The following is a 26997-nucleotide window of genomic DNA, read 5'->3' as shown; positions in this document are numbered from 1 at the left end:
GTGAACGCCGACGAGTGGCATGAAATCCGAACCCTGCACACCTCGGGCGTCCCCATCACCGGGATCGCGCAGAGGTTGTCGATGTCGAGAAACACCGTCCGACGAGCGCTCTCGCTCGACGCTCCGCCGGACGATCGGCGCAGCATCCGCCGTACCGACGACGGTACCGACGCGGCCATTCGCGACATCCTCGCCGCGACGCCCGACCTGGGTACCGGCGACATCGGGCGCAGAATCGGCTGGGACGGATCACGCACCACCCTCACCCGACGAATCGACTCCGCACGACGGCAGCTTGCGGAGCTGTCCGACACCGCCGTCGACACCGAACCCGCACCCTCCCTACCGAACTACGCGACGCCCTTCATCGGTCGCGACTCCGAGCTACGCACACTGCAACTGCTCATGGGTACCGATCGTCTGATCACGATCAACGGTCCCGGCGGAATGGGCAAGACACGCTTGGCCGTTCAGGCCGCCACGCGATTTCGACGAGCGTTCGCCGACGGGGTACGCGTCGTCGAACTCGGTTCGCTGCACATGCCCGAGCTATTGCCGCAGGCGGTGGCCGACGCCCTCCGACTGCCCGCGCGGGGCCTGCAGGGCTCGTCCATCGAGAACAACTTGCTCGAATATCTGAGCACCAGAAGGATGTTGCTGGTCTTCGACAACTGCGAGCATCTGCTCGACGCCAGCGCACGGCTGATCTCCCTGCTGCTGCGCGGCACCACCCAGCTCCACATCATCGCCACCAGCCGCGAGATCCTCGGCATCCCCGAGGAACACCGGCTTGCGCTGCAGCCGATGCACACGAGTGCAGATCCACAACGAGGTTCGACGCCGGGAGCCGTCGAACTGTTCGCGTCGCGAGCTGCGGCGATTCTGCCTGCGTTCACGGTGACGCCCGCCAACCGGGAAGCGGTCGAACGGGTGTGCGCCCGCCTCGACGGAATGCCGTTGGCCATCGAGCTCGCGTGCTCCCGGCTCAGCGTGCTGTCGATCGACCAGCTGTCGGCGCGGTTGGACAGAAGGCTCGATCTGCTCACCGAGGGCAATCGCACCGGCCCGACGCGTCACCGCAGCCTGCAGGCGACGATGGACTGGAGCTACGAGTTGTGCACTCGCGAGCAGCAATTGCTGTGGGCTCGCACCTCCGTGTTCGTCGGTGCGTTCGATCTCGACATGGCCGAGCAGGTGTGCGCGGGGCGCGGAATCTCACCGCACGGCATTCTCGACGGCGTGTTCGCGTTGGTGGCGAAATCCATACTGCAGCGGATCGAGGACGACGGAAGGGTTCGCTTTCGCATGCTGGAGAGTCTGCGCGAGTACGGCGCAGCACAGTTGAACCCGGCCGAGGCAGAAGCGTTGCGTGACCGTCACTTCTCGTGGTGTGCGTCGGTGTTGAGCCGAGCTGCGGACAGTTGGTTCGGACCCCGTCAGGTGGAATCGAGCTCGTGTGTCCGCGACAATCGTTCGGACATCAGGTTCGCACTCGAGCATGCTCTACGGTCCCCGGATTCCGCCCAGGCACAGCGAGCCGCCGGACTGATCGCCGATGTGTGGTTCCTGTGGGCGTGCGGAATCTCCGTTCCCGAGCACCGACTCTGGCTGGACCGCGTTCTCAGTCAACCCGAGTTCGCGGCGGTCCGCACTCGGGCGTCGGCCACCGCAGGGCTGGTCATGACGTTGCAGGGCGACCGTGCAGGCGCCGATACCGTCTTGCGGCGTGCGTTGGCCGAGAACATCGACGAAGACCCTCTGGTACAGGCATTCTCGACGCACGTTCTCGGACTCAACGAGTTCTTCGACGGGCGTTTCGAACCGGCGATCGAGTTCTTGACGACTTCGGACGAGTTGTACCAGAAGATTCCCGACCGCGTCGACCTGTTGTACACCATGAAGATCCACCTCGGCATGGTGCACAGTTTCACGGGGAACCTCGACGACGCGCACGCGGCGTTCGACTCGGTTCGGGTTGCCGCCGAGTCGAACGGTGAACTGTGGCTCCGGTCGTACGCGGTGTACGGGCTCGGTTTGGTCCATCTCGTCGCCGAGCGGTTCACCGACGCGGCGACCTGCGCGGTCGACGCTCTCGGACTCCACCAGACCTTCGACGACGTGGTCGGAACCACGCTGATGACCGATCTGCTCGCCTGGGCGGAGGCCGAATCCGGTTCACCCGACCGAGCAGCGGTCCTTCTCGGGGCCGCGTCGGCGATGTGGGGATCGTTCGGCGAGCAGCTCTACGGCTCCGGCCACTGGATCGGCAAACGGGAAGTGTTCGAAGAACGGGCCCGGGAGGCTCTGGGTAGCAACGAGTTCGAGGCACGTCGGACATCTGGGACGGCCATGTCGGTCTCCGAACTGACCCGCTACGCCCTCGGCACGACAGCCACAACGACAACGACAACGACAGCGGCAGCGACAGCGACAGCGACACGGGCGGCCGCACCAGAAGGTTCAGGCGCCCCCGTCGCCGACCTGTCTCCACGCGAACACGAAGTGGCGGAGATGCTGGCGGACGGGTTGTCCAACAAGGACATTGCCGCTGCGCTCGTGTTGTCGCCGCGCACCATCGAGGGCCACGTCGAACGTGTTCTGCAGAAACTGGGCATGAGCCGGCGGCAGGAAGTCGCGGGATACTTCCACGCCGCCGGCAGATCCTGAACGCTGGACCTTGCTGAGTGCTAGACCTTGCTGAGTGCCCCTGCGTCGATCGGGAGCGCGATGCCCGTCACGTAGCGAGCTGCATCCGAGGCCAGCCACACGACGCCGTTGCTGATGTCGACGGCGTCGACCCACGGGACAGGGAGGGTGTTCATCGCGCCCTGGCATGCTTCACGGAAGTCGTCCTGGGTCGGGTGCTCGAGGTCGGGACGGAAGAGCTTGTACATCGGTTCGTTGTCGATCATGTCCGTCAACACCGACGTCGGATGAATCGAGTTGCAGCGAATGCTGTACTGACCCAGCTCGTTCGACGCGGTCCGCGCGAGTCCGGTGACACCGTGCTTCGCTGCCACGTAGTGCGCGAAGTTGGGGAAGCCCTGGATTCCGCCGGTCGAGGAGATCAGGATGATGGATCCGCCCTCGCCCTGTTCGATCAGATGCGGAACGGTGGCGCGCATGGTCTTCCACACACCCGAGAGATTGATGTCGATCATCTCGTCCCACTGCTCTTCGCTCAGTTCGTGCAGCGGAGCGGACGAGAAGATCCCAGCATTCGCGACCACGGTGTCGAGGCGGCCCAGTTCCGCGATACCCGCCGATACCGCGGCTTCCAACTCGCCGAGATTGCGCACATCGGCGACGACGGCATGAGCCCGACGATCGAACTTCTCGATCTCGCGCACCGTCTGATCCAGATCCTCGCGCGAGGATCCCTTGTACTTCGTGGTCTGCGGCTTGTCGCAGAGGTCGACGACGATGACGTCGGCACCCTCCTCCGCGAGGCGGACTGCATGCGAACGTCCCTGTCCGCGTGCGGCTCCGGTGACGAGGGCTACTTTTCCTTCGAGCTGTCCCATTCTCCGAACCTTTCCCTGATTACTTGTCGTACGACGGAACGATGGCCTTGGCGGCCTCTACCAAACTGATCTGATCGACGAGCATGTGCTGCGTGGCGACCGCGATGTCGCGGCTGCACCGTCCGAGGGCACTGGGGTTACGAATCGCCTGGCTTCCGGCCCAACGATGGGCGAATTCGACGATTTCGCCGGCAACTTCCTGCACCCACGTGGTGACCTGACGCAAGCGCGCACGCTGTTCGTCGGTAATCTCCTCGCCTCGGCGGGCAGTCTCCTCGGCGTCTCCGTGCGCCTCGTACACATACAGGCGAGCTGCCTGCAGGAGCGCTTCCTTCTTCGCGAAATCACGGAGGAACAACTGAGATTCGCCGACGGGGCCGTCGTAACCCGGGCGTTGCTTCTTGGATCCGATCTTCACGACCTCTTCGAGTGCGCGAGTGGCGATTCCGAGCGCGACGGGAGCGTGTCCACCGACGCCGATGCCGAGCAGGCCCAGCTTGTAGACGGGCTCGGGCCGGACCGGCACCGTCGAGAAGGTCTCCATCGTGAACTTGTCGGGGACGAAGACGTCGTCGACGAGGTAGTCGTAACTACCGGTTCCGACCATGCCCATCACGTTCCAGTTACCGAGAAACTCGACGTCGGTACGGGGTACGAAGGCGATGCGGCAGTCGGGTCCGCCGTTGGCGTCGAGTACCGGGTTGCCCGCGTCGTCGTGGACGACGAATCCTGCACCGATCCAGGACGCGTGGGCCGAACCACTGCCGAACTGGAAGCGGCCGGTGACGCGGTAGCCGCCGTCGACGCGAACTCCCTTGCCCGTGGGCATGATCATGCCTGCGGTGATGCCTCGTGCGGGGCCGTCGAACATCTCGCGGGCACCGGCGTCGTTCATGAATCCGACTGCGACACCGGTGCTGAACGCGTTGGCCATGAGCGCCCATCCGGTGGATCCGTCGGCGCGCGAGATCTCTTCGATCACCTTCAGCGACTCGACGATTCCTTGTCCGCCGCCACCGAATTCGGTGGGAACGAGGAGCCAGAACAGTTCCTGTTCGACGAGGGCTTCGTACACGGCGGTGGTGATGGTCGCGCTGGCCTCGATGTCGTTCGCCTCCCGCTCGACGACCTGCGCGACGATGCGTGCGCGCTCGGCGTAATCGGCGGCAAGTGCTGCGGGTGTGGCGGAGGTGGGTGTGGCGGGAGAGGGTGCCTCTAGTGTGTCGGTCATTGCTGTGTGCGCCTTTCCGAGACGGAGTGCGAAAGTCCGTATGACTCACATCACAATGCACTCGGAAAGGCGCCGCCGGCAGGCGGGTAACTACGTGATCAGCTACGTGGTCACGATGACACTTTCATTTCACCCATCTCGTTCCAGCCGGTCGCATCGATCGACTCGCTGATGATCTTGGGCGTCGAAGCGAGACCCTTGGGCAGCTCTTCGACCGCTTTCTTGAAGTGATCGCTGTTCACGTGCACGCCGCCCGCGTCGCCGTCGCGGAACGCTTCGACGAGGACGTACACGTTGGGCTCCTCCAGGGAACGGGACCAGTCGAACCACAGATTCCCCTCCTCGGCCCTGGTCGCCTCGGTGAACTCGGCTACGTGGTCAGGCCACCGCTCCGTCCAGTCGGGCTTCGTTTCGAACTTGACCACGATGAAGATCATGCTTGGAACTCCTTATGGGGTGAGGATGGCGCGGCCGCGGATGGCGCCGGCGTTCAAATCGTCTATGGCGCTCTGGAAGTCGTCGAGCTTGTACTTCGCTGTGTGCAGCACCACCGATCCACGAGCGGCCAAGGCCATCAGATCGCACAGGTCGTTGTACGACCCCACCAGATTACCGATGATGTTGATCTCCGAGGACACGATGTCGATGGTCGGCACATCGATGTTCTCGCCGTAGCCGACGACGTAGTAGTTGCCTGCCCCCTTGAGCATCGCGACGCCTTCCTTGGTTGCGCCGCCTTCGCCGACGAAGTCGATGACCGCTTCGCCCCCGGTGCCGCCCGTCAACTCCAACACCTGGTCGACGTGTGAGCCGTCGGCGACGACGCCGTGATCCGCGCCGATCGAGAGCGCCAACTTCACGGCGTCGGCGTTACGGTCGACGACGACGATCTCTGCCGACGTCAGTGACTTCAGTACCTGAATCCCGATGTGCCCCAGCCCGCCTGCGCCGATGACGACGACACGATCACGCGGCGTCAGGTGCTTCGACGCCTTGGCCGCGGCGTGATATGCAGTCAGTCCAGCGTCGGCAAGCGCCGCGACGTCTGCGGGTTCGAGGGAATCGTCGATCTTCACGACACTGCGTGCCGACGTCTTCAGGTACTCGGCGTAGCCGCCGTTGGTGTCGATACCCGGAAACTGGTTGACCTCGCAGTGCACGTCGTCGCCGGACCGGCATGCCCGGCACAGCCCGCACGTGATGAGCGGGTGCACGATGACCTTGTCACCCTCGGCGACGTTGGTCACCGCCGAGCCGACGGCATGTACCCAGCCTGCGTTCTCGTGCCCGATCGTGTACGGCAGTTGGACGTTCGATTTCTCGGCCCACTGGCCTTCCAGGATGTGCAGGTCGGTCCGGCAGACACCTGCGCCGCCGATCTTGACGACGACGTCGAACGGCCCGGTAGGGGTGGGAATCGGCAGTTCCGCCATGCGCAGATTCTCGTGGTAGCCCACGACCTGCACTGCTCTCATCGTGCTCATGATCTGTTCTCTCTCAGTCGGTGTCAGGCGTTGACGGTCGTGCGATCGGGGTCGTCGTACCGGGTACGGAGCAATCCGCGGCAGAAGTGAGCGTTGCCGTCGATGGAGATGCGCGTCGAACGTGCCCGTCGCAGCGCCAGTGGTACGTCGATCTCGGCGTAGTCGTTGCCGTGGTGATCGACCATGACGAGGCTGTCGGGCGTCACGGGCAGGCCGAGCGTCTGCCGACGCGTCAGCAGTGCACGCGTGGTGTCGTCGTCGGGGAGGTCCCCCAGGACGACCCGTCCCATCTCGTTCATCTGGCGTGCCGGGTCACGACGCATCAGCCCGGTGAGGCAGCGTTCCATCGCTGCGACATGCGCCTTGCGGTGGAACGTGAGTCGCAGCTCCTCCAGATCGTTCTCGGCTTCGTGTGCGAACGTGCCGCGATATCCGGCGTCGGCGGCGAGACCGGCGTTGATGATGTCGGAATCGTGGTGATCGTCCAGTTCGACGGTGACCGCACGCGTCCACGGCAGCTGCACGAGAACATCTTTGGCGTCCGACGCCATCAGGTAGGCGAAGTTCGGCGCACAGAACGAGGTCGGGAGTCGTAGATGGACCACCACGTCGCGGCCGTCGGAGACGGTCACCGACTGGACGAAGTCGAGATCTGTGATCGGTTCGTCCAGTTCGGGGTCGACCACCGCGCCGAGGGCCTCGAATGCAGCTGCTTCCCGGTTGTCGACCATCACCTACGCCCCGACCAGGTTCTCGTCGGCTGCGCGTTCGGCGCCTCGCGGACCGGTTTCGGTCTCGTCGGCGTCGGCGAGCCGCAGATCCACGGGGACCTCGATGTCGTACATCTTCGCCGCGTTGAGCCCGAGTACCTTCTTCTTCTGATCGATGGTGATCTCCGGGTACTCGGACAGTTCCGCGGGAATCTGGAAGTCGACGAACGACTCGATGAGCCACCGCGGGGTCCACAGTGCGTAGTCGGAGGAGAACTGAATCCTGTCCTCTCCCAACCAGTACAGCAGCTCACCCATGATCTGGGCGAAGTACTTGGGCCTGGTGTGGATGAACGGCATGGCCACCGCGAGTCCGGCGTGCACGTTGGGCTCCTGCGTCGCGATCCAGCAGAAGTCCTCCAGCCGCGGCAACCCACAATGTTCGACGACGAAATTGAGGTCCGTGAAGTCGGTGGCGATGTGGTCGACGTCCGCGACATCGAAGGCGTCACGATCGAGCGGACGGATGGTCGGCCCCTTGTGCACATGAATGTTCTTGATGCCGAGTTCACGGCAGACTTCGAGATAGCGCCGCGTCCAGTCGTCGTCGAGCTTGTAGCCGCGGGAGTCTCCGTGCCATTCCGCGGTGTAGAGCTTGACGCCTTTGAGCCCGAATCGTTCGGCGTCCGCGCGAAGCTGATCGAGTCCGGCTTCGCCGTTGCGCGGATCGAAATTGTGGTTGTAGGTCAACACGTCCGGATGCTGCTGAGTGAGCGCGAACGCCTCCTCGGTCTGGCCGAATCCGTTGACGTAGAACTCGCCGAGATGGGCGGGCTGGAAGATCGCGTGGTCCACGTATCCGTCGATGAAGAGGTCCTTCATCAGACGCTCGCCGCCCTGGTAGAGGTATTCCTCGTACGTCCACAGCTCGGATTCCGGCGACAGGTTGCGGTGGTAGTCGTAGAAGCAGTCGATGAACTGCTTGCCGTGAATGTTGCGCTGATTCTCTGCCCTCGCATCCCACAACGCCACGTGAGCGTCGACTATGAAGAAGCTGTTATCGCCCTTGGTGTACATCCGAAGTCCCTTCGTCATGTGACTGACGCCACAGTTCGCCCCTCTGAAGGTAAGGGTCGGCGACGTCTATTGGCAGATTCCTGATGTCTCAATGTGAGACGTAGGGCGGGCGCCGCACCGATGTAATCTGGATCACTATCAGCGACGCACTGCGACGGGAAGTCAGTTTGTCCGAGCACCGGCCGGAGCGGCAGCCCACCTCGGGTGGAGCCGTGAGTAGAGGCGACGACATCGTCGTGCCGGAACGCCTCCGTGCGTCCTGGCTCAGGAGCGAGCGCTACGGGGTGTCGATCGACGCCGTCGAGCCGGTGTTCGCCGGTACCGATGCGCCGGAGACGCTCTTCCATCGGTGCGGCACCGAGGTACTCGTCGATCTGCAACGCACCATGGAGTCCGAACCGGTCGGGATGATGCTCACCGATGCGGACGGCGTCGTTCTCAGCCGAGTCAGCGGTGACCACAGCCTCCTGCGTGCGCTCGACGCCGTGCACCTCGCACCGGGATTCGGATACTCCGAACGGGAGGTCGGTACCAACGGACTCGGTCTCGCCCTCGCCGATCTCGCACCCACGATGGTGCGGGCCGACCAGCACTACTCGCAGAGCCTGAGCGGCTTCACCTGTGCCGCCGCCCCCGTCGTCGACCCGGCATCGGGACGTCTCGAGGGAGCGGTCAACCTGACCACGTGGTCCGCGACGTCGAGCAACCTGCTGCTGACGTTGGCGCGCTCGGCAGCGAGCACGATCTCCGGTTCCATGCTCGCTCGCGGCTCGGGCAGGCATGCGCGACCGCCGTCGCGCCGGAACCTGTTTCGCATCGAGCACTCGGTCGGCGGTGTCGACCTCGGCCGAGAATGGACCGACGCCGTGGACGCCGCCTGCACCGCGATGTCCGCAGGCGAGGTGGTCACCGCAGTCGGTGAGTCCAGCACCGGGCGCGCGACACTACTGACACACGCTGCCAGGCGCGCATTCCCGGGTCACCGCATCCTGTCGGCTTCGGCACCCGACCTCGCCGACGTCCAGGCCTGGCTCGAGCTGTGGACGTTCGAAGCCGGCCGCGCGGACACCGTCGTCGTACTCCGGGATGTCGACACGCTCCCCACGTTCGCCGCCGAGCAACTCCGAAGCCTCCTGTTTCCCCCGCGCGGGAACGCCATGCCGGTTGCCATGACCGCAGAGACCTATCAGGACGTGCCGAACGCACTCACCGATGCGGCGAATTCGGTGGTGTCGTTGTCTCCGCTCGGGAACCGCCCCGACGACGTCATCCTGCTGGCACGGCACCTCGCCGACACCATCCGCGGCCGCACGGTCACGTTCTCCTCGTCCGCCGAGCACGCACTCCGCAGCTACGACTGGCCACACAACGCCGCCGAGCTGACTCGCGTGATCACGCGAGCGGTGAACCGATCGGACGTCGTCGACACCCATGTGCTGCCCGCCGAGGTATTGGCCGGGCCCAGGGGCAGACTGTCGACCATCGAGGCCTTCGAACACGGCGAGATCGTGCGTGTCCTGTCGTCGGGAAAACTGACGATGCAGCAGGTCGCCCACCACCTCGGGATGAGCAGGGCCACCCTGTACCGCAAGATCGCCTTCTACAAGATCGACGTCAAGCGACTGTGAACATGGTTGGCGATTGTGTTCATGGTTGGCGACTGTGAGCATGGTTGGAATGTCACCCACCGGGCTATCCGCACCCATGGCAACCGACTCTCACGAACCCAAGAACGCTCCTGATCAGGCCGACGCAGACGAACCGAAGGGCGGGCGGCCAGGGCCGACCGACGAAGGCAAGGACGGCGGCATGGCGACACGGGAACTCGCACCCGACATCGCCGAGAAGGACTGAGGGTCGCCGAGCCAGCGCGTGCGCACCGCTGCCCATTCGCCCGCCGCACTGTCCCCCGCCCACGCCACGTAGCCGTCCGGACGCACGAGCATCGCCGGGCCGTCGTCGACGCGCCGGCTGACCGATCCAACGAATTCGACAGCCGGAGAATTCTTTTCGAGAACCAGTAGGAAGCCGCCGTCGCGGAGCGCCTCCAGCAGCCGTCCGGTGGTCAAGGGGAGGTCGGGCGCCCTGGTCCCGACCAGTGAGTTCTCGCCCCGCCGGTGGCCGTACGCGATTCCGATGCCCGAGAACATCGCCGCGATCCTGGCGGCGACCGGCGGTATCCGAAGGGCCGCTCCCACAACGATGTTGCGTATCTTCTTCGCGCTCCACGATTGAACGAGGAGCATCCGAATCGTCCCACCCGAGGTGCGAAGAACCAGCTTTCCCACCGGATGTCGCTCGGCTTGGTAGGTGTCGAGCACTGCGTCGTCGGCGCCGCCCAGAACCGCCGCGAGCTTCCAGCCGAGATTCATCGAATCCTGGATTCCGGTGTTCATCCCCTGCCCGCCCGCGGGTGAATGTACGTGTGCCGCATCGCCGACGAGGAAGACCCTGCCGGTGCGATACTTCTCGACCTGCCGTTCGTCGCATCGGAATCTCGACGTCCATCGGACATCCCGCCAGCCGTAGTCGGTTCCCATCGCGCGGACGACCACCTGGCGTAACGCCGCGACATCGATCGGATCCGCGTCGACGGAGCGGTCGTTCCGATCCCAGGCGACCACGCGGTACCAACCGTCACCGAACGGCGCCACGAAGGCGAAGCAGTCCTTGCCCGCGTCGACGTTGATCAGCCCGGCAGGCGGATCGTCCAGGGTGACGTCGGCGAGCATGATCGATCGCAGCAGGTCGCGGCCGTGAAACTTCTGCCCGATGGCATCTCTGACGACGCTGTGAACCCCGTCCGCACCCACCGCATACGACGCTGCCCACGTAGTGGCCGTCCCATCCGGTGCCGCCGCGTGCACGCGCACTCCGTCGTCGTCCTGCTCGACGGCGGTGACGGTCGTCCCGCGCAGGATCCGGGCACCTGCGTCGCGCGCATACCTCTCGAGCAGAGTGTCGACGTCGGTCTGCGGTGTCGACAGCAGGAAGGGATACGGCGACGGCAGGACACTCATGTCCAGCTTCGTGTCGTCCCACAGCTTCAGACCGGACACCACCGCTCCGGTGGCGAGCAGCTCGTCGACGAGGCCACGGGAATCGAGTATTTCCAACGTTCTGGCATGCACGCCGAATGCGCGACTCAACGGCGACATGGCGTCGTGTTTCTCGAGCACCACCACCGACCGGCCTGCACGAGCGAGCTCACCTGCGATGGTGCACCCGGCCGGACCTGCACCTACGACGACTACGTCCACGGTGTCCATCGTGTCCTCCGAAGTTGGTCAACGGTTGTTGACTTCGACGGTAGCCCTGGACGCGAGCACGGTCAACAGTTGTTGACTAAGCTTCCGGAATGGCGCGCACCAGATCGGCATCAGGAACCAGAACGGCGATACTCGACGCCGCCCGCACACGGTTCGGCAACGACGGTTACGAACGCACCACGATGCGCGCCGTGGCCGCCGACGTAGGAGTCGATGCCGCGATGGTCGTCCGGTACTTCAAGACCAAGGACGCTCTCTTCGCCGAGGCCGCGAACTTCGAGTTGCACCTCCCGGACCTGCGCGGCGTCGCCCCCGAGGATCTCGCGGCGGTGCTGATGCCGACCTTCTTCGACGTCTGGGAGTCCGACGGAACATTCCTTGCCCTCCTGCGAGCAGCCGCGACCAGCACGGTGGCAGCCGACACGATGCTCGACGTCTTCGCGCGACAGGTAACCCCCGCACTGACCGGCATCACCCCCGACCGGCACGCCGAACGCGCCGCCCTCGTCGGATCCCAGATCCTCGGCCTTGCCTTCTCGCGCTACGTGCTCCGCGTTCCTCCGGTCGTCGCGATGACGCGTCAAGGCATCGTCGACTGGGTCGGCCCCACGATCACCCGCTATCTGACACAGCCTGCTCTGACACGGCCTGCTCTCTGACACGACACTGTGCTCTGACACGACACTGTGCTCTGCAGAGTCGGTTGACTGATGACATCCGCGCCGCCGCCCATGAAGACTCTTCTCATGACTGGACTCCGGGTAGTGGTGGCCGACGACGACGTGTTGTTGCGGGCCGGGTTGGCGAGCCTGCTGACCCAGGCCGGGCTCGACGTCGTCGGGCAGGCGGGCGACGCCGAGGAACTCGTCAACCTGGTCGGCACCGAGGCGCCGCAGCTGGCGATCATCGACATCCGGATGCCGCCGTCGCACACCTCCGAGGGGCTCGATGCGGCTCTGCGGATCCGGAAGGAATTCCCTGCCGTGGCGATGCTTCTGCTGTCCGCTCACGTCGAGGTCGACCACGCGGTGGAGCTGCTCGACGGCGGAAGCGGCATCGGCTATCTCCTCAAGACGAGGGTGACCGACGTGACCGATTTCGTCGATACCGTCGACCGCATCGCGCACGGCGCGTCGGTCATCGACCCCGCGCTGGTCTACGAGCTGGTCGCAGCTCGGCGGCGCGACGACCCACTCACCGCGCTCAGCGCGCGCGAGAAGGACGTCCTCACGTTGATGGCGGAAGGGCTGTCCAACGCAGGGATAGGTCGCCGCCTCTGGATCACCGAGGGAACCGTCGAAAAGCACGTTCGGAGCATCCTGACGAAGCTGGACCTCGCCGACACCTCCGACGATCACCGCAGGGTGCGCGCCGTGATCATGTATTTGGACGCGGTGAGTTGAGCACCAGCGCCTCTATCGAATCCGCCGACAGCTCGAACTTGGGGAGGAACCCGATGGCCGAGCTCGGTTCCACCAGGTCGGCGAAGTCGTCCTCGTCGTGCGTGGACACCAGAATGATCGCCGGCCGCGGCTCCGTCGTCGCGGCATGGAGGGCCTCGACGACGTCGAAGCCGCTCTCGGCACCGAGATCGATGTCCACCAGAATCAGGTCGGGCCTGGCGGTCTCGGCCGTCGCCACCGCCTCGGCGAGCGTCGACGCGGTCCCGACGACCGTGATGCCCGATGCCTCCAGCAGCCGCTGCGCCGCAGCGCAGAAGGACGCGCTGTCGTCGACGATCAGACACCTACGGTCGGAATGCTTCACTCTGTCGAGGGTGTCAGACGGCGGAGCTTCGGACATTCCCGCTACCCGGAATCTCGGCGACGCTCGCATCACCCTGCTGTGTCGGACTGAACTGCTGTGCCGGGGAGAGCGATGATGTCGCGACGCGAACGACTCATCACCCTGGTCTCGCGGCCGAGCACTCCGCCTGCCCGGTGGGGTATCGCCCTGGCTGCAGGATTGATTCTCGTCGAGGTGCTGATCGTGCTGCTGCTCAAGCGGATCTCGCCGGAGAACGCGTTCGGCGCCTTGTTCCTCTTCGGCGTTCTCGTCATGTCCGCGGGCTGGGGTTTCCGATTGTCGATCGCCACATCCGTGGCCAGCACGGCGGCGTACGCCTACGTCCATGCACAGGAGGGCAGCGAGAGCCTCGTGCCGGCGGTGATCGTGTTCCTCGCCGTCGCACTGTTGACGAACGTGCTCGTCGGGCAATCCAGACTTCGAGCCGAGGCGTTGATCGCGGCCGCTCGCGATCGAGAACGATTGCACGAGCAGACGGCCGCACTCGCACGCCAGCAGACCGCGCTCCGACGCGTCGCCACTCTGGTGGCGCTGCGCACCGACCCCGAGGACATCTATCGTGCCGTCACCCGCGAGCTCGCAGACGAGCTCGACGTCGAACACGTGTCACTCGTTCGATATGACAACGACGAGTTCTACACAGTGGTCGCCGCTCGGGACGACGGCGCCGACGGGCTGCGGCTGGTGCCCGGCGAGCAGCACCCGCTCGGTGGGCACAACATCTGCACGACGGTATTGGCCACGGGAGCGCCGTACGCCCTCGAATTCTCGGAGACAACGGGCGCTATCGCAGAGCGGCTACACGGGCGCGGGCTGTTGTCCGGTGTCGGAGTACCGATCACCGTCGACGGGCATACATGGGGAACGGTGATCGTCGGTTCCACCGATCGCTCACCGAAACTGGAGGTGTGCGAGCGACTCTCGGATTTCGCGGACCTCGTCGCCACCGCCGTCTACAACAGCGAAACGCGCCTCGAACTCACGCGATCACGGGCCAGGGTCGTCGCCGCAGCGGATCAAGCCCGCCGAGCCATCGAACGAGATCTGCACGACGGCGCGCAGCAGCGCATCGTCTCGCTCGGCATGGACCTGCGAGCCACTCAGCTGCTGGTGCCCGAGGAATTCGACGTTCTTCGCAGCCAGCTGGACCGCAGCGTCGAGACTCTGTCGCAGGTACACACCGATCTGCAGGAGCTCTCACGCGGAATTCACCCGGCCATTCTCTCGCGTGGTGGTCTCGGACCTGCACTCAAGACACTCGCCCGCCGGTCTTCGGTGCCGGTCTCGCTCACCGTCGACATCCCCGTCCGGTTACCGGAGACCGTCGAAGTGGCCGCGTACTACGTCGTCGCCGAGGCCATGACCAACACGGCGAAGTACGCCGACGCGTCGGGAATCGACATCACGGCCGTCGCCGAGGACGGTCGACTCGATCTCATCGTCAGCGACGACGGTCTGGGCGGCGCCGACCTGACCAAGGGTTCCGGGCTCATCGGCCTGCAGGATCGAATTGCCGCAGTCGGCGGCACATTGACCATTTCGAGCGAACCGGGCACCGGGACCACCCTCGTGGTCCACATCGTCGCCCGCCCGGGCACTACCGGGTCGCCCGCCCGGACACTACCGGGTAGCCGGTAGCGAGATCCACCCGCCAGCAGCGTCGACATGCGCTGCTCGATGGACGAAAGTTCTTGGTACGCACTCGAACATACTTCATCGCAGGAGGACTTCATGCCGTACATCACCACCACCGACGGAACCGAGATCTACTACACCGAGCAGGGCACCGGAAAGCCCGTCCTGCTGAGCCACGGCTGGCCGCTGTCCTCGGATGCATGGCAGGTCGAGCTCAAACTGCTCGCCGACGCCGGCTACCGCGCGATCGCACACGACCGCCGCGGACACGGACGCTCGTCCAAGACGTACGTCGGCAACGACATGGACACCTACGCCCGCGACCTCGCCGAACTGGTCGAGGCATTGGACCTGCAGGAGCTGACGCTCATCGGCCACTCCACCGGCGGCGGTGAAGTGGTTCGCTACGCAGCCCAGCACGGTGGAAGCCGCGTCGCCCGCGTCATCACCGCAGGCGCCGTCCCGCCGATCATGGTGAAGTCCGAGACCAATCCCGAGGGCACCCCGATCGAAGCTTTCGACGACATCCGGAACGGCGTCCTCACCGACCGCTCGCAGTTCTACAAGGATCTGTCCGTACCGTTCTTCGGCGCCAACCGCGACGGCTCCGCAGTATCTCAGGGCGCCAAGGACGACTTCTGGCGTCAGGGGATGCTGGTGAACCTCGCGGCCGCATACGACTGCGTCAAGGCGTTCTCCGAGACCGACTTCACCGAGGACCTCAAGGCTCTGACAGTGCCGATCTTCATCGCGCAGGGCGACGACGATCAGATCGTGCCCATCGCAGCGGCGGCACTGAAGTCGATCGAGCTCGTCGCGGACGGCACGTTGAAGGTGTACCCGGGTGCTCCGCACGGCATCTACGGCGACTACCAGAAGGCATTGGACGCAGACATTCTCGAATTCATCGCGAAGTAGCGCGGCCACCGACGCACCGCCCCGTGGCGAGGAGTTACGCCCCCGACGTAACTCCTCGCACCCCGGGTCGATCTTACTGCAAATTACATAGTGCAAACTGCAGTTCGGGGGTACTGTCGTCGCATCAGTTCCTCGAGATGGAGAAATTCGATGGTCGGGACCGACAGTGCCTCAGACAACAGTGCCCCCAACCGCAGTGCTCCTAACGGCAGCGCCCCCAACGGCAGTGCCCCCAACGGCAGGCGCCGGCGCTCGTTCGCGGTATCGGTACTCGCGCTCGGTATGAGCACGCTTCTCGCGTGCAGTTCCGCGTCCGGCACCGAGGAGACGACCACTCTCGCCGAGGCTCCACCACAGGTTCCGCCCGCGCAGATCGACCGCGAGCGCGTCGATGCCGCCGTCGGGCAGCTCGACGGATACGTGAACGACATGATGTCTCGAACGGGAGCGCCCGGCATCGCGGTTGCGGTGGTCTACCAGGACGAAGTGCTCTATTCGAAGGGCTTCGGCGTCCGCAAGGTGGGCGAGCCGGATGCCGTGGACACCAGCACGATGTTCCAACTGGCCTCGGTGTCGAAACCGGTGGCGTCGTCGGTGGTGGCATCACTCGTCGGCGAGGGGAAACTCGATTGGGACGACCCCATCCGCCAGTTCGAACCCCAGTTCGCGGTCGCCGATCCCTACGTCACCGACCATGCGAGTTTCACCGATCTGATGTCGCACCGGTCGGGCCTGCCGGACCACGCCGGTGATCTCCTCGAAGATCTCGGATACAGCTACGACGACATCGTCACACGGTTGAATCAGGTTCCGTTGGAACCTTTTCGGGACAACTACGACTACACGAACTACGGCTTCTCCGCGGCAGGCGTAGCTGCAGCAAAGTCCCAGGGCACCACCTGGGCCGAACTGTCCGAGCAGAAGATCTACGAACCACTCGGCATGACGAATACGACGTCGAGCCAACAGGATTGGGTGAACGCGCCGAACCACGCGTACAACCACGTCCTCGTCGACAAGAACTCGAACACCTGGGAAGCGAAGTACGTCAGCGATCCCGAAGGCCAGGCACCTGCAGGCGGCGCCGCATCCTCGGTCGACGACATGGCAAAGTGGATGCGCATGGAGCTCGCGGGTGGGCAATTCGACGGCGATACCGTGGTCGACGCCGACGCACTGCAGTTCACGCACCAGGCGCACGCTCTCGCCAATCCGTCGGCGACGCCGGGTGCACGAGACAGTTACTACGGCATCGGTTTCAACGTCGGCACCGACACCGCGGGGCGCGTGGAAGTCAGTCATGCCGGCGCGTTCGGACTCGGCGCGAGTACCGATGTCGTGATGCTGCCGAGCGAACAACTCGGGATCGTCGTTCTCGCCAACACCGCACCCGTCGGTGTCGCGGAAACCATTGCGGCCCAGTTCATGGACTACGCCAAGAACGGCGAGCTCACCGTCGACTGGGCACCGTTCGTGGCGGCACGATTCGAGGAGATCGTCGAGCACGGCCGCTCCGAAACGGACTACACCGATCCGCCCACCTCGGCGGCCCCTGCGAAACCGACGAGCGCCTACGTCGGCACCTATTCGAGCCCGTTCTACGGTCCCGCGGAGGTCGTCGGCGAAGGGGACGGACTCGTCCTGAAAATCGGGAAGAATCTCGAATCGAGCTATCCCCTCACCCATTACGACGCCGACACCTACTGGTTCGAGCCGATCGGCGAGAACGCGTCCGGCCCCACCGGCGCCGAATTCACCGTCGCCGAGGGTGCTCCGACGACTCTCACCGTCGAGTACCTCGACCCCCTCGGCCTCGGCACCTTCACCCGCTCCTGAAGGTCATCACACAGCTGGGGTCGATCACACTGCTGGTTCTGATCACACTGCTGTGGGAAAGCCTCGGCGTGCGACGACGGCGAGCGCCAGTCCCACGGCGATGACCGATGCTGCGATCCACGGCAGACCCGAAACACCGACGGACGGAAGCAGCATCGCGCCGATCGCCGCGCCTGCCGCGATCCCGATGTTCGACGACGCATTCACCCACGCCCCTGCCATCTCCGGGGACGTGGCGTGAGTGCGCACCGCGGCGGATTGGTAGAGCGACGGCACACCGCCGAACGCGCCGTTCCACAGCGCCGCAGCGATCACCACCGCGATCAACGACGGGTGACCCGCGCCCACCGCGAGCACACCGACGAGCACGGCCGACAGAACGACGATGGTCGTACGGCGTGGATTCCGGTCGAGCATCCGTCCGGCGAACCACAACCCGATCAGGCCGCACGCGCCGCAGATCAGCAGAACCGGGCCGATGGACGAATCACTGACTCCTGCAGTGAGAAACAGAACACTGATGTAGGTGTACAGAATGTACTGGCCTACATAGGTCAGCGCGTTCGACGACACCACCGCCGTGAGGCTGCGACGACCGGAACCCGAATCCGCCCGGGGTGTGGGCACATCGGAATCGACGATCGGCAGGAACTTCGCCACCATGAGCAGAGTGACGGCCGAGGACACGGCCAGCACCGCGAACGCGGACCGCCACCCCAGTGCCGTTCCCAGTGATGTGGACAGCGGCACGCCGAGAACGAAGCCGACCGACGCACCTCCGGTAGCCAACGCGATTGCTCTGCCCACGTGTGCTCGGTCGACCAACCTCGGCGCGTATCCGATGCACAGCGAGAAGAACAACGCGTGCGCCGCGCCCCCGACCATCCGTCCACCGACGACAACGGCGAACGACGGCGCCAACGCCACGATCGCATTGCTGGCAACGTAGCCTGCCAGCGTCGCCAGTAGTAGCGGCTTGCGCGGAAGAGATCTCGTACCGATCGTCATGGGCACCGCCAGCACGGCAACCATCCCCGCGTACAGGCTCACCAGCAGACCCGTCGAGGATTCCTGCACGTCGAACCCGGCCCCGATCGCGGGAAGCAGACCCACCGGGAGCATTTCCGTCGTCACGGCCAGGCACGACGCAAGAGCCAGCGAGAGCAGTCCCGGCATGTTGGCTCGAACAGTGCCTGCCACGCCGGCCTTGGCCGTGCCGGTAGGGGTGCGGATCGTCATGAGACACGAATATACTCAGCCGGTGAGTTTAATCAAGTGGCCCCAGTGAATTTGATCAAGTGACCAGCGAGTTCGATCGAATGACAAGATGTCTGTGATGACTCGACACCAGGACAGCGCCGCGAACAGGTGGCACGGAGCAGCGCAACTCCTCGCTCTGCTGCGCGCCGAACCAGGCATCACACGAGCGATCGCGGCGCAGCGGCTCGGCATCAGCAGCGGCGGCGCGACCGACCTCGTCGCACGTCTACGCACCGCCGAGCTGCTCGACGAAAGTCCCGCCCCGACACGCGGCCGCGGTCGTCCGACGACCGTATTGCGAGCACACGATCACGGCCCGCTTGCCATCGCCGCCGACCTACGCCCCGGCGACTGGCGTCTCGCCCTCACCGACATCGCCGGACACACCGACATCGTCGACCGCAGCCTGCAGACCTCATCCGATCCCGAGGAGCTGATCGCCGAGGTCGCAGCCGCGATCAGCGCCGTCGCCGATCGGGAACCCGGACGCGTCCGAGCCGTGTCGGTCTCGGTCGCAGGCACGGTCAGCGACGACAGACTGGTTCAGTTCACCCCGCGCGGATGGTCCGACGTCGACCTCAGTCCGCTGCGCCACCTCGACATCCCTTTCCTCATCGGAAACGACGCGACACTCGCAGGCTTGGCCGAGGCACGCACCGGCGCCGCACATGGTGCGGGCACCGCGCTGCACCTCATCATCGCGGTCGGTATGGGCGGCACTCTGATCGTGGACGGCGCGCCCGCGTCAGGTGCACATGGTGCAGCAGGCGAATACGGGCACATCCCGTTCGGCGATCCGGCAACCCAATGTCCCTGCGGCGCACACGGTTGCTGGGATCTCACCATCGACGGCCGGGCGCTCGCCCGCCTCCTCGGCGAGGCTGCACCCTCGGACCCGGTGGCATACACGCACACCCTGATCGCCGACAATCCTGTACCGGACAACCGAATTCGCCAGGCCTTCGACACCGTTGGCGCGTCGATCGGACGAGGAATCGCGGGGCTGGTCAACCTCCACGACCCCGACGTCGTCACCCTCGGGGGATTGGCATCGCCGCTTCGAGCAGCGGCACCTCGGGCATTCGAGTCCGCGTACCTGCAGGGGCTCATGGCATTCCGCAAGAAGTCGGCGCCTCCGGTTCTCGACGGCGTCCACGGAGACGACGGACCTCTCCACGGCGCCGCGACGAGGGCGATCGATCACATCGTCTCGGAAGCCTCGTTGGCCGAGTGGGCGCGCCAGTAGTCGTCGGGCACCCGCGAGGTCCCACCGCACGTCGTTCTCGAGAAACTGCTGCAATTTGCATGGTGCAAATTGCATTCGCGGTGGTACTTTCGTAGGACTTCGGAACCGGATAGACGGCGCGTTCTGGATCGACGAACATCAGACGATGGAGTGAATCGATGACTGCACGGACAGCACGACCGCTGGCGCCATCACGGTCGACACGACGCACCCTGCGACGACGCACCACTCTCGCGGCCGTGGCCGCGTCCGTGACGATCGTCGCCGCGTGTTCGTCGAGTACGACGGACACAGCGGAGGAATCGACGACCGCTGCGACCAGCGCAACCAGCGCCGTCGTACCGTTCGACACCGCCGCGATGGACGCGGTGGTCCAGGACTCGGCACAGAAATTTCGGCAGGTCGGCATGGTGGTGCTGATCGAGACCCCGAACGGGCAGTACGTCAACACCTGGGGCACTCTCGGTGTCGGTTCGTCCGAGGTGCCCACACTCGACACCAAGGTCCGTGTCGGATCGAATACCAAGACGTGGACGGGAACTGCGATTCTGCAGTTGGTCGAGGAGGGAAAGCTCTCGGTCGACGACCCCGTGAGCAAGTACCGGCCCGATGTGCCGAACGGCGAGAACATCACCGTCGGCCAACTGCTCGACATGCGCAGCGGCCTGTTCAACTACACCGAAACGCTCGAGCTGAACACCGCGCTCGACAACGAACCGCAGAAGGTATGGGAGCCGGAACAGCTTCTGGCACTGGCGTTCGCCAATCCTCCGTACTTTGCGCCCGGTGAGGGTTGGCACTACTCCAACACCAATACCGTGCTGCTCGGTCTCATCGCCGAGCAACTGGACGGCAAGCCGATCGCACAGATCTTCCAGGACCGCTTCTTCACCGAACTCTCCATGACCGGAACGTCGTTCCCCGCCAACACGGACAACACGATCCCGGCAACGTACTCCGAGGGCTACTCGTATGCCGGCAACGTCGAGACACTGGGCGAGGGCAAGGAGTCGTTGTCGGCGGACAAACTTGCCGCGATCGACGCCGGGACACTGCAGGCCAGGAACACCACGAACGACAATCCTTCGTGGACCTGGTCTGCGGGACAAGGCATCTCGACGGCCAACGACCTCGCGACCTGGGTACAGGCGATCGGCAAGGGTGAGCTCCTCGACGAGCAGACGCAACAGCTGCGGTTGGACAGCGTGACACCGACCGACCCCGGCAACCCCCAGTCCACCGGGTACGGGTACGGGCTGGCACAGATGGGACCCATGTACGGGCACACGGGTGAATTGCCGGGCTACAACTCCTTCATGGGATACGACCCAGTCAACGACGTCACCATCGTCGTCTGGGGCAATTCGGCTCCGACCGCCGAAGGCGACGCTCCCGCAGTCGAACTCGCAAAAGCACTGGTGCCGTTCGCTTATGCCGGACCGGCCGACGAGACAGCCGACGACATCGACCAGCTGGACGAGGTGACCGGTGGCAACTGACACTGCCTGACCGGGAGGCCGGGATGCACCGCCGGGGGGCGGCGTGTGCATCCCGGCTCCATCTCGCTAGGCTCGATGTTTCGGTACTGCTCGGTGTTTCGGTACTGCTCGGTGTTTCGATATATCAGGGGGGTGAGCAGGTGTGCCGCAAGGCGATCTCAACACGACGTCGTATGTGATTCTCGGACTGCTCGTTTCACGTGACTCGTCCGCGTACGAGATCTCCGTGCACTTCAGTCGAGGAGTCGCCGAACTGTGGCCGCGCGCAGACCGGCAGAGTTACAACGCTCCGAAGAAGCTTCTCGAACTGGGTCTGGTCACGTCGACGAGCGATCCTGTGGGGACCAAACGCCGCCGGACCGTCTACTCGATCACCGACAGCGGCCGCGAAGCGCTCGCGACGTGGCTCGCCACTCGATCCCGCCCGTCGGCGCTGGAGTTCGAAGGTATGGTCCGAGTGCTGTTCGCCGAGCAGGGCTCCATCGATGATCTGCGCGCCAACCTTGCCACCATGCGCGAACAAGCCCTCCAGACCCGAGGGCTGTTCGCCTCGCACGCCGAACGGATGCGCGAGCCCGACGGCGGATCGTTCCCCGAGCGCCAGCACCTCATGGCACTGGCGAACCGCTTCATGATCGGCCACTTCAGCCACATCGTCGAGTGGGCGGACTGGGCACTGGAGGAAACGGACAGCTGGCCCGACACCGTCTCCCCCGCCGTCACCCACCGTGACCGCACCCGTGAGATTCTGCGGGAGTGCGCCGAGCGCGGCAAGGCCGACGGCGCACCGTGAAGGCATGCCCGCACGAGAGGTTGCGCTACTTCTTCTTCAGCGCCGACGGCTTGTGCACGGCGTCGTTACCCGATTTCTCGCTCACGACGCGGTACTGAGGTTCGTCCTTCGAGGCCTTGACCGTGCGGCCTGCGGCTTCGGTCTCCGAGGTGATCTTCTCCTCGACCGTGCCTTCCGCGGTGCTGCCGTGGCTCTTCCATTCGACCTCGTCACCCTTGTGCAGTTCGTCTTTGCTCATGGCTGCGGACTACCCAGGTCGGGGCGATCTACTCCTGACGTACGCAGCTGTTCGCTGATACGTGCAGCGTGGAGCGTCAGGTGGTGGCGCTCGGCGAGGTTGGTGGCGGCCAGGGCAGCGTCGGCGTAGAGCCTGGCAGCACCGGGCAGATCACCTGTCTTCTCGTGCAGATACGCCGACGCCGCGGTGTAGCGGGGTACCGCGGAGTCCACCTCGGCCAACGCCGCGAGGCCTGCCGCAGGCCCATCTGCCTCGCCGACGGCCACCGCCCGGTTGAGTCGTACGACGGGACTGGCGGTGAGGCCGAGCAGCTCGTCGTACCAGCTGACGATCTGCACCCAGTCCGTGTCCTCGACGTGCTGTGCGTCGGCGTGCAACGCGGCGATCGCAGCCTGCGCTTGAAACTCCCCCAGCCGGTCACGTGCGAGCGCCGCTTGAAGGATGTCGACGCCTTCGCGGATCAGCGTGGTGTTCCACCTGGAACGATCCTGCTCGGCGAGGGCGACGAGGCTGCCGTCGTCGCGAATCCTCGCCGGACGCCGCGCGTGATGCAACAGCATCAACGCCAGCAATCCGGCGGATTCCTCGTCCGCGGTCATCTGCGCCAGCTGACGAGTGAGCCGAATCGCCTCGGCCGAGAGGTCGACATCGCCCGAGTAGCCCTCGTTGAAGACGAGGTAGAGCACCCGTCGCACTGTTGCCGGGTCGCCCGGCTCGTCGAAACGTACGTCGCGGACCGTGCGTTTGGCCCGGCTGATGCGCTGCGCCATGGTTGCCTCGGGCACCAGATAGGCGCCCGCGATCTGCGCGGTCGTCAGACCCCCGACCGCACGCAGAGTCAATGCCACGGCCGAGCCCGGTGTCAGCGACGGGTGAGCGCACAGGAAGAACAGGTGCAGCGTGTCGTCGGCGGTCTCGGTCGGACCGGACGGCGGCTCGGCCCGGATTTTCTCCTCCCTGTCCCGACGCGCGGATTCGGATCGATGGGCGTCGAGGAACTTGCGCCAGGCAACGGTGACCAGCCAGCCCTTCGGATCCGAGGGCAGTCGGTCCGGCCACGACGACGCGGCCTGCAGGAGAGCGTCCTGCACGGCGTCCTCGGCCGTCGCGAAGTCGACTCCACGGCGGACGAGGACACCGATCACCGCAGGCGTGAGCTCCCGCAGCAGCGATTCGTTCATCTCACTCGGTGACCGTGGTCGGTACTCCCATGAACGGACGCACCTCGAGCCACTCGTGAATGGGCCTGCCACCTGCGCCCGGCGCCGCGGACAACTCGCCTGCGAGCTCGAGTGCACGCTCGTAGGTCTCGACGTCGACGACCATCCAGCCCGCGATGAGATCCTTGGTCTCGGCGAACGGCCCGTCGGTGACGGGCGGCTTGCCCTCGCCGTCGGATCTGACGAACGTTCCCTCCGAGGACAATGCCTGGCTGTCGACGAATTCACCGGTGGTCTGCAGACGCGCCGCGAAATCGTTCATGTACTGAATGTGGTCGTCGACCTCCTGCGGCGTCCACTGGTCCATCGGTACGTTGTTGACCGCTGCAGGCGCGCCGCGGTAGTGCTTCAGAAACAGGTACTTCGCCATGATCGTTCCTCCACCAGTTCCGTGCGGCCCTGTGGCCGCATCCACCCCTGGGACGACGCTGCCGAGCCGATATCGACATCCCTCGCCAGACTACTTTCGAGAAATGTCGGCGAGCAGTGTCGGCGAGCAGTCGCAATATTCGAAACAGGACATCGTGTCGGGCCGGGTGGCCACTGTCAGTGCGGCGAGGTCGCGGCGGCACTCGGCGCGAATCGACCGAGCTTGGACGGGTTCATGACCCAGTGCAGCTGTGCGATTCCGCCGGGGGTCGTCGTTGCCGTCAGCAACGTGTACGGCACGTCGTCTCTGGCCAACAGGACCGATGCAGCGCCGTTGGCCTCTACCCACGTGATCTGCGCGCCTGTCCAGAAATGGGACGAGAAGGCCGCAACGAACTTCGCGACCTTCTCGTCGCCGTGGATCCGAATGCGCGCGGCGAGAACACCCTTCACGCCGCCACCGTCGGACGAGCTCACGATGTCGGCGGCGAACAGTTTCTCCAGAGCATCGAGATCACCGGTCTGAGCAGCATCGACGAACGCAGCCAGCAGCCTTCGGTGATCGTCGGCGCTCACCGACGACCTGCGACCGGCCGCGATGTGTTTGCGTGCGCGGGTGACGAGTTGCCGCGCATTCGCCTCGCTGACTTCGATGATCTCCGCGATCTGTCGATACGGGTAGTCGAAGGACTCACGCAGGACGTAGGCGGCTCTCTCGGTGGGCGAGAGCGTTTCGAGAAGCAGCAGCACTGCGAAGCCGAGAGCTTCACCACGCTCGGCCCCGAGTGCAGGGTCGGCGCTGGTATCCACGGGTTCGGGAAGCCAGGGGCCGATGTAGGTTTCATGCCTGGCCCGCGCCGATTGCACTGCGTTGATCGCCAATCGAGTCGTGGTGGTGGACAGGAACGCCGCCGGATTGAGAACCTTCGACCGGTCGCATGCCTGCCACCTGAGCCATGCGTCCTGAACGATGTCTTCCGCCTCGGATGCGCTGCCCAGCATTCGATACGCGATGCCGAACAGTTGTGGCCTGACGCCGTTGAAGATCAGCGCGGCGTCGTCGAGCTCGGAACCGATGTCACGAGGCATTCTGGTCACCTTCTGTGCGTGGGCGTGGAAGGGCTGTCGACATGTCCGATGCCGAACAGTGTTGCACGGAGAAACGAGACCATCAGGGGTTTCCGTTCGGCGGTGTCCAGTGGCGAAGCTTGTCTGCAGTGCTCACGATCCACACGCGATCGATCGCCCCGTCCTCGACCGCGAAGGAGACGACTCCACGCACGTGGCCTGCACTGCGGAACGCGAGCCCCACACGGCCGTTGACCGACTCTTCACTGACCGACTCTTCACTGACCGATTTCTCGCTCGTGTTGGCCGCCGGGTGCGCCGCAGAAGCGCCGAGGAGAAGTTGCGCGACCTCCTCGCGGCCCGTCACTTCGCCCTTCCCGTCCACGACCGCCGTGACACCGTCGGCCAGCAGCCGCCGCAGAGACCGAGGGTCGCCGTGTCGGCACGCTGCGATCAACGCACGTACGACGGCGTCGTGTGACTTTCCGGTCTGCATGATCGTCGTCGAAGATCAGATCACGGCTTAGGGGCGAACGAGTCCGGTACACCCGATGGCACGATCTTCATGCGTGGCTCCTCCCGCCGGCAGCCGTGGTCGGCTGCTCGGTCACATACCTAGACCGAGCAGACCACCGATATGTGACAGCGTGCCCTGAAGTCCACCTGTCTCGAGTCCACCTGTCTCGAGTCCACCTGCCGGGGAACTACGAGCCGAGCACGTCCCACAGCGGATCTTCGGGTCCGATGTCATAGGTGCACTCGGTTACCCGTGGATCGGGGACGAAGGCCCACAGAAGCGCCCCTGCAGTGCCCGCGGTTCGTTGTCCGTCGATTTTCGTCTCGACGTGCGAAGCCCGATCCTCGAGCGATGTGCACGATCCGGCGAATTCACCGATCTCGGCGACGAGAAGGGGTTTGTTTACCTCTGTTGTCTGCGTGATGCGGCGCGCCAACCCATTCCATTGATCACCGGGAAGGGGGACACCGTCCGCGCCGTAGTCGTGGTACTGAAGAACGTCGACGTACGGCGACTCGGCCAGGTACTTGTACTCGTCGCCCTGACTTCCGCACTGCCCGCCGCCGGTGAGTCCTGCGGTGATGAGTGTGCGCGGGTCGAGTGCACGTACCTGCGCACCCGCCGTGTCGAAGAACGTTCGCAGAACAGCCGCGCCGTCCGCCGCGCACGTGCGTGTCCACCACACACATGCCGCGTCGGCGCAGTTGCTGATCTCGGGTTCACCGACCAGCTCCCAGGCTGCGAGAGCGTCGGAATTCTTCCATCGGTCCACTGCTGCCGCGGTCCATTGCTCGAAACTGAGCACCGCATTGACCGTCGGCACGGGTGGGACGGTGGTCCAGCCGTCGACGTACCACTGACGGTCCTTGAAGACATCGCCCTCGCACGCTCCGTCCTGTGGCGACAGCACGGGAATCACGAGTTGGTCGTGTGCTTCGGCGGCCGCGAACACCGCATCCATCGGCCCGAAGTCGAGCTGGCCGGTGAATTTGTTGATTGCCAGCGATTGGAATGCGTCGAACCGGGTGAGGGAATGATCTGGAAGAGATGCAAAATAGCTGTCGAGATCGACCATTGCGCCGCACCCGACATTGACCGACCAATCGGTGGCCAATTGATAGGCGTCGAATCCCGTCGGCCACCACGGTGCACCGTCGAGGGCAAGACCGGTGGAATCGGCGGTCACGCGCGCGCCGGGAGTAGGCGCAGCCGCCGCAGACGACGAGACGACAGTCCCGAAAAATACTGCGACAAGCGCGATCACGGACGTGCCGACGAGCTGTCGCATCCTGAACAT

General features: G+C 64.9%; 24 protein-coding genes and 1 pseudogene. 10 read left to right on the top strand and 15 right to left on the bottom strand.

Features of this window, described 5'->3' with window-relative positions; genetic code table 11:
* Complete coding sequence (locus RY1_RS20630; RefSeq protein WP_084727633.1) at window positions 1–2667, top strand: LuxR C-terminal-related transcriptional regulator; 2667 nt, start codon at window positions 1–3, stop codon at window positions 2665–2667.
* Window positions 2668–2687: 20 nt separating this feature from the next.
* On the opposite strand, the gene RY1_RS20625 is transcribed toward RY1_RS20630, so the two are convergent.
* The 6 genes from RY1_RS20625 to RY1_RS20600 all read right to left on the bottom strand — a co-directional run bounded on the left by RY1_RS20625 (window position 2688) and on the right by RY1_RS20600 (window position 8026).
* A complete protein-coding gene (locus tag RY1_RS20625) occupies window positions 2688–3524 on the bottom strand; it encodes a mycofactocin-coupled SDR family oxidoreductase (protein ID WP_072805909.1) in 837 nt (278 codons plus the stop codon).
* Window positions 3525–3543: 19 nt separating this feature from the next.
* A complete protein-coding gene (locus RY1_RS20620) occupies window positions 3544–4755 on the bottom strand; it encodes an acyl-CoA dehydrogenase family protein (RefSeq protein WP_072805908.1) in 1212 nt (403 codons plus the stop codon).
* A 110-nt stretch (window positions 4756–4865) separates the two neighbouring features.
* Window positions 4866–5192, bottom strand: coding sequence for a putative quinol monooxygenase (locus RY1_RS20615; protein WP_072805907.1), 327 nt, complete (start codon window positions 5190–5192; stop codon window positions 4866–4868).
* 12 nt (window positions 5193–5204) lie between these two features.
* Window positions 5205–6230 (bottom strand): NAD(P)-dependent alcohol dehydrogenase, encoded by a 1026-nt coding sequence (locus RY1_RS20610; RefSeq protein WP_072805996.1) that lies wholly within the window; start codon window positions 6228–6230, stop codon window positions 5205–5207.
* Between the two features lie 32 nt (window positions 6231–6262).
* Window positions 6263–6970 (bottom strand): iron-sulfur cluster assembly protein, encoded by a 708-nt coding sequence (locus tag RY1_RS20605; protein ID WP_072805995.1) that lies wholly within the window; start codon window positions 6968–6970, stop codon window positions 6263–6265.
* A gap of 3 nt (window positions 6971–6973) precedes the next feature.
* Window positions 6974–8026: an amidohydrolase family protein gene (locus RY1_RS20600; protein ID WP_072805994.1), complete on the bottom strand. Its 1053-nt coding sequence runs from the start codon at window positions 8024–8026 to the stop codon at window positions 6974–6976.
* A 212-nt stretch (window positions 8027–8238) separates the two neighbouring features.
* On the opposite strand from RY1_RS20600, the gene RY1_RS20595 reads away from it, so the two are divergent.
* Entirely contained in the window at window positions 8239–9654 is a 1416-nt protein-coding gene (locus RY1_RS20595) for an AAA-type ATPase lid domain-containing protein (RefSeq protein WP_072805906.1), read from the top strand.
* A gap of 237 nt (window positions 9655–9891) precedes the next feature.
* On the opposite strand, the pseudogene RY1_RS30705 reads toward RY1_RS20595, so the two are convergent.
* Window positions 9892–11295: pseudogene (locus RY1_RS30705) on the bottom strand (FAD-dependent oxidoreductase); the annotation flags it as partial.
* Between the two features lie 89 nt (window positions 11296–11384).
* Between RY1_RS30705 and RY1_RS20585 the strand changes: the two are divergent.
* Window positions 11385–11954 carry a TetR/AcrR family transcriptional regulator gene (locus tag RY1_RS20585; protein ID WP_072805904.1) on the top strand — a complete coding sequence of 190 codons (570 nt, stop codon included), beginning with the start codon at window positions 11385–11387 and terminating at the stop codon, window positions 11952–11954.
* Window positions 11955–12041: 87 nt separating this feature from the next.
* Window positions 12042–12698 (top strand): response regulator, encoded by a 657-nt coding sequence (locus tag RY1_RS20580; RefSeq protein ID WP_072805993.1) that lies wholly within the window; start codon window positions 12042–12044, stop codon window positions 12696–12698.
* On the opposite strand, the gene RY1_RS20575 is transcribed toward RY1_RS20580, so the two are convergent.
* Window positions 12673–13062: a response regulator gene (locus RY1_RS20575; RefSeq protein WP_245819802.1), complete on the bottom strand. Its 390-nt coding sequence runs from the start codon at window positions 13060–13062 to the stop codon at window positions 12673–12675. The genes RY1_RS20580 and RY1_RS20575 overlap by 26 nt on opposite strands.
* Window positions 13063–13173: 111 nt before the next feature.
* Here RY1_RS20575 and RY1_RS20570 point away from each other — a divergent pair, with 111 nt between their 5' ends.
* From RY1_RS20570 to RY1_RS20560, 3 genes are all read left to right on the top strand, one after another.
* Window positions 13174–14739 (top strand): GAF domain-containing protein, encoded by a 1566-nt coding sequence (locus RY1_RS20570; protein WP_072805902.1) that lies wholly within the window; start codon window positions 13174–13176, stop codon window positions 14737–14739.
* Between the two features lie 93 nt (window positions 14740–14832).
* Window positions 14833–15654 (top strand): alpha/beta fold hydrolase, encoded by an 822-nt coding sequence (locus tag RY1_RS20565; protein ID WP_072805992.1) that lies wholly within the window; start codon window positions 14833–14835, stop codon window positions 15652–15654.
* A 150-nt stretch (window positions 15655–15804) separates the two neighbouring features.
* Window positions 15805–17490 (top strand): serine hydrolase, encoded by a 1686-nt coding sequence (locus tag RY1_RS20560; protein WP_084727629.1) that lies wholly within the window; start codon window positions 15805–15807, stop codon window positions 17488–17490.
* 42 nt (window positions 17491–17532) lie between these two features.
* Here the strand turns inward: RY1_RS20560 and RY1_RS20555 are convergent, their stop codons facing one another.
* The gene (locus tag RY1_RS20555) at window positions 17533–18729 is read right to left on the bottom strand and encodes an MFS transporter (protein WP_072805901.1); all 1197 of its coding nucleotides are present in this window, start codon (window positions 18727–18729) and stop codon (window positions 17533–17535) included.
* A gap of 97 nt (window positions 18730–18826) precedes the next feature.
* Between RY1_RS20555 and RY1_RS20550 the strand changes: the two genes are divergently transcribed.
* The 3 genes from RY1_RS20550 (at window position 18827) to RY1_RS20540 (ending at window position 22288) form a co-directional block, all read left to right on the top strand.
* Window positions 18827–19996 carry an ROK family protein gene (locus tag RY1_RS20550; RefSeq protein ID WP_072805900.1) on the top strand — a complete coding sequence of 390 codons (1170 nt, stop codon included), beginning with the start codon at window positions 18827–18829 and terminating at the stop codon, window positions 19994–19996.
* A 158-nt stretch (window positions 19997–20154) separates the two neighbouring features.
* On the top strand, window positions 20155–21495 hold the full coding sequence (locus RY1_RS20545; RefSeq protein WP_084727627.1) for a serine hydrolase domain-containing protein: 1341 nt from the start codon (window positions 20155–20157) through the stop codon (window positions 21493–21495).
* Between the two features lie 142 nt (window positions 21496–21637).
* Window positions 21638–22288, top strand: coding sequence for a PadR family transcriptional regulator (locus tag RY1_RS20540; protein ID WP_072805899.1), 651 nt, complete (start codon window positions 21638–21640; stop codon window positions 22286–22288).
* Window positions 22289–22313: 25 nt separating this feature from the next.
* On the opposite strand, the gene RY1_RS20535 is transcribed toward RY1_RS20540, so the two are convergent.
* From RY1_RS20535 to RY1_RS20510, 6 genes are all read right to left on the bottom strand, one after another.
* On the bottom strand, window positions 22314–22526 hold the full coding sequence (locus RY1_RS20535) for a hypervirulence associated TUDOR domain-containing protein (RefSeq protein ID WP_072805898.1): 213 nt from the start codon (window positions 22524–22526) through the stop codon (window positions 22314–22316).
* Complete coding sequence (locus RY1_RS20530; protein ID WP_072805897.1) at window positions 22523–23707, bottom strand: RNA polymerase sigma factor; 1185 nt, start codon at window positions 23705–23707, stop codon at window positions 22523–22525. The genes RY1_RS20535 and RY1_RS20530 overlap by 4 nt, the downstream gene beginning before the upstream one ends.
* Window position 23708: 1 nt before the next feature.
* Window positions 23709–24116, bottom strand: coding sequence for a YciI family protein (locus tag RY1_RS20525; RefSeq protein ID WP_072805989.1), 408 nt, complete (start codon window positions 24114–24116; stop codon window positions 23709–23711).
* A gap of 176 nt (window positions 24117–24292) precedes the next feature.
* Complete coding sequence (locus tag RY1_RS20520; protein ID WP_072805988.1) at window positions 24293–25204, bottom strand: RNA polymerase sigma-70 factor; 912 nt, start codon at window positions 25202–25204, stop codon at window positions 24293–24295.
* 82 nt (window positions 25205–25286) lie between these two features.
* Entirely contained in the window at window positions 25287–25679 is a 393-nt protein-coding gene (locus tag RY1_RS20515) for a sigma-70 family RNA polymerase sigma factor family protein (RefSeq protein WP_072805896.1), read from the bottom strand.
* Window positions 25680–25887: 208 nt separating this feature from the next.
* Window positions 25888–26988 carry a beta-mannosidase gene (locus RY1_RS20510; protein WP_371829493.1) on the bottom strand — a complete coding sequence of 367 codons (1101 nt, stop codon included), beginning with the start codon at window positions 26986–26988 and terminating at the stop codon, window positions 25888–25890.
* Between the last annotated feature and the right edge of the window lie 9 nt (window positions 26989–26997).

It is taken from the genome of Rhodococcus yunnanensis NBRC 103083, from assembly GCF_001895005.1.
GTDB lineage: Bacteria > Actinomycetota > Actinomycetes > Mycobacteriales > Mycobacteriaceae > Rhodococcoides > Rhodococcoides yunnanense.
This window is presented reverse-complemented; position numbering and strand designations above follow the sequence as displayed.

What these genes read in the sequence shown, in the direction of transcription:
- RY1_RS20550 (WP_072805900.1), top strand. Translation starts at nt 18,827, where the DNA reads ATGACTCGACACCAGGACAGCGCCGCGAACAGGTGGCACGGAGCAGCG.
- RY1_RS20570 (WP_072805902.1), top strand. Translation starts at nt 13,174, where the DNA reads ATGATGTCGCGACGCGAACGACTCATCACCCTGGTCTCGCGGCCGAGC.
- RY1_RS20520 (WP_072805988.1), bottom strand. Translation starts at nt 25,204, where the DNA reads ATGCCTCGTGACATCGGTTCCGAGCTCGACGACGCCGCGCTGATCTTC.
- RY1_RS20625 (WP_072805909.1), bottom strand. Translation starts at nt 3,524, where the DNA reads ATGGGACAGCTCGAAGGAAAAGTAGCCCTCGTCACCGGAGCCGCACGC.
- RY1_RS20600 (WP_072805994.1), bottom strand. Translation starts at nt 8,026, where the DNA reads ATGTACACCAAGGGCGATAACAGCTTCTTCATAGTCGACGCTCACGTG.
- RY1_RS20565 (WP_072805992.1), top strand. Translation starts at nt 14,833, where the DNA reads ATGCCGTACATCACCACCACCGACGGAACCGAGATCTACTACACCGAG.
- RY1_RS20615 (WP_072805907.1), bottom strand. Translation starts at nt 5,192, where the DNA reads ATGATCTTCATCGTGGTCAAGTTCGAAACGAAGCCCGACTGGACGGAG.
- RY1_RS20555 (WP_072805901.1), bottom strand. Translation starts at nt 18,729, where the DNA reads ATGACGATCCGCACCCCTACCGGCACGGCCAAGGCCGGCGTGGCAGGC.
- RY1_RS20620 (WP_072805908.1), bottom strand. Translation starts at nt 4,755, where the DNA reads ATGACCGACACACTAGAGGCACCCTCTCCCGCCACACCCACCTCCGCC.
- RY1_RS20610 (WP_072805996.1), bottom strand. Translation starts at nt 6,230, where the DNA reads ATGAGAGCAGTGCAGGTCGTGGGCTACCACGAGAATCTGCGCATGGCG.
- RY1_RS20535 (WP_072805898.1), bottom strand. Translation starts at nt 22,526, where the DNA reads ATGAGCAAAGACGAACTGCACAAGGGTGACGAGGTCGAATGGAAGAGC.
- RY1_RS20530 (WP_072805897.1), bottom strand. Translation starts at nt 23,707, where the DNA reads ATGAACGAATCGCTGCTGCGGGAGCTCACGCCTGCGGTGATCGGTGTC.
- RY1_RS20605 (WP_072805995.1), bottom strand. Translation starts at nt 6,970, where the DNA reads ATGGTCGACAACCGGGAAGCAGCTGCATTCGAGGCCCTCGGCGCGGTG.
- RY1_RS20545 (WP_084727627.1), top strand. Translation starts at nt 20,155, where the DNA reads ATGACTGCACGGACAGCACGACCGCTGGCGCCATCACGGTCGACACGA.
- RY1_RS20580 (WP_072805993.1), top strand. Translation starts at nt 12,042, where the DNA reads ATGACTGGACTCCGGGTAGTGGTGGCCGACGACGACGTGTTGTTGCGG.
- RY1_RS20560 (WP_084727629.1), top strand. Translation starts at nt 15,805, where the DNA reads ATGGTCGGGACCGACAGTGCCTCAGACAACAGTGCCCCCAACCGCAGT.
- RY1_RS20510 (WP_371829493.1), bottom strand. Translation starts at nt 26,988, where the DNA reads ATGCGACAGCTCGTCGGCACGTCCGTGATCGCGCTTGTCGCAGTATTT.
- RY1_RS20525 (WP_072805989.1), bottom strand. Translation starts at nt 24,116, where the DNA reads ATGGCGAAGTACCTGTTTCTGAAGCACTACCGCGGCGCGCCTGCAGCG.
- RY1_RS20585 (WP_072805904.1), top strand. Translation starts at nt 11,385, where the DNA reads ATGGCGCGCACCAGATCGGCATCAGGAACCAGAACGGCGATACTCGAC.
- RY1_RS20515 (WP_072805896.1), bottom strand. Translation starts at nt 25,679, where the DNA reads ATGCAGACCGGAAAGTCACACGACGCCGTCGTACGTGCGTTGATCGCA.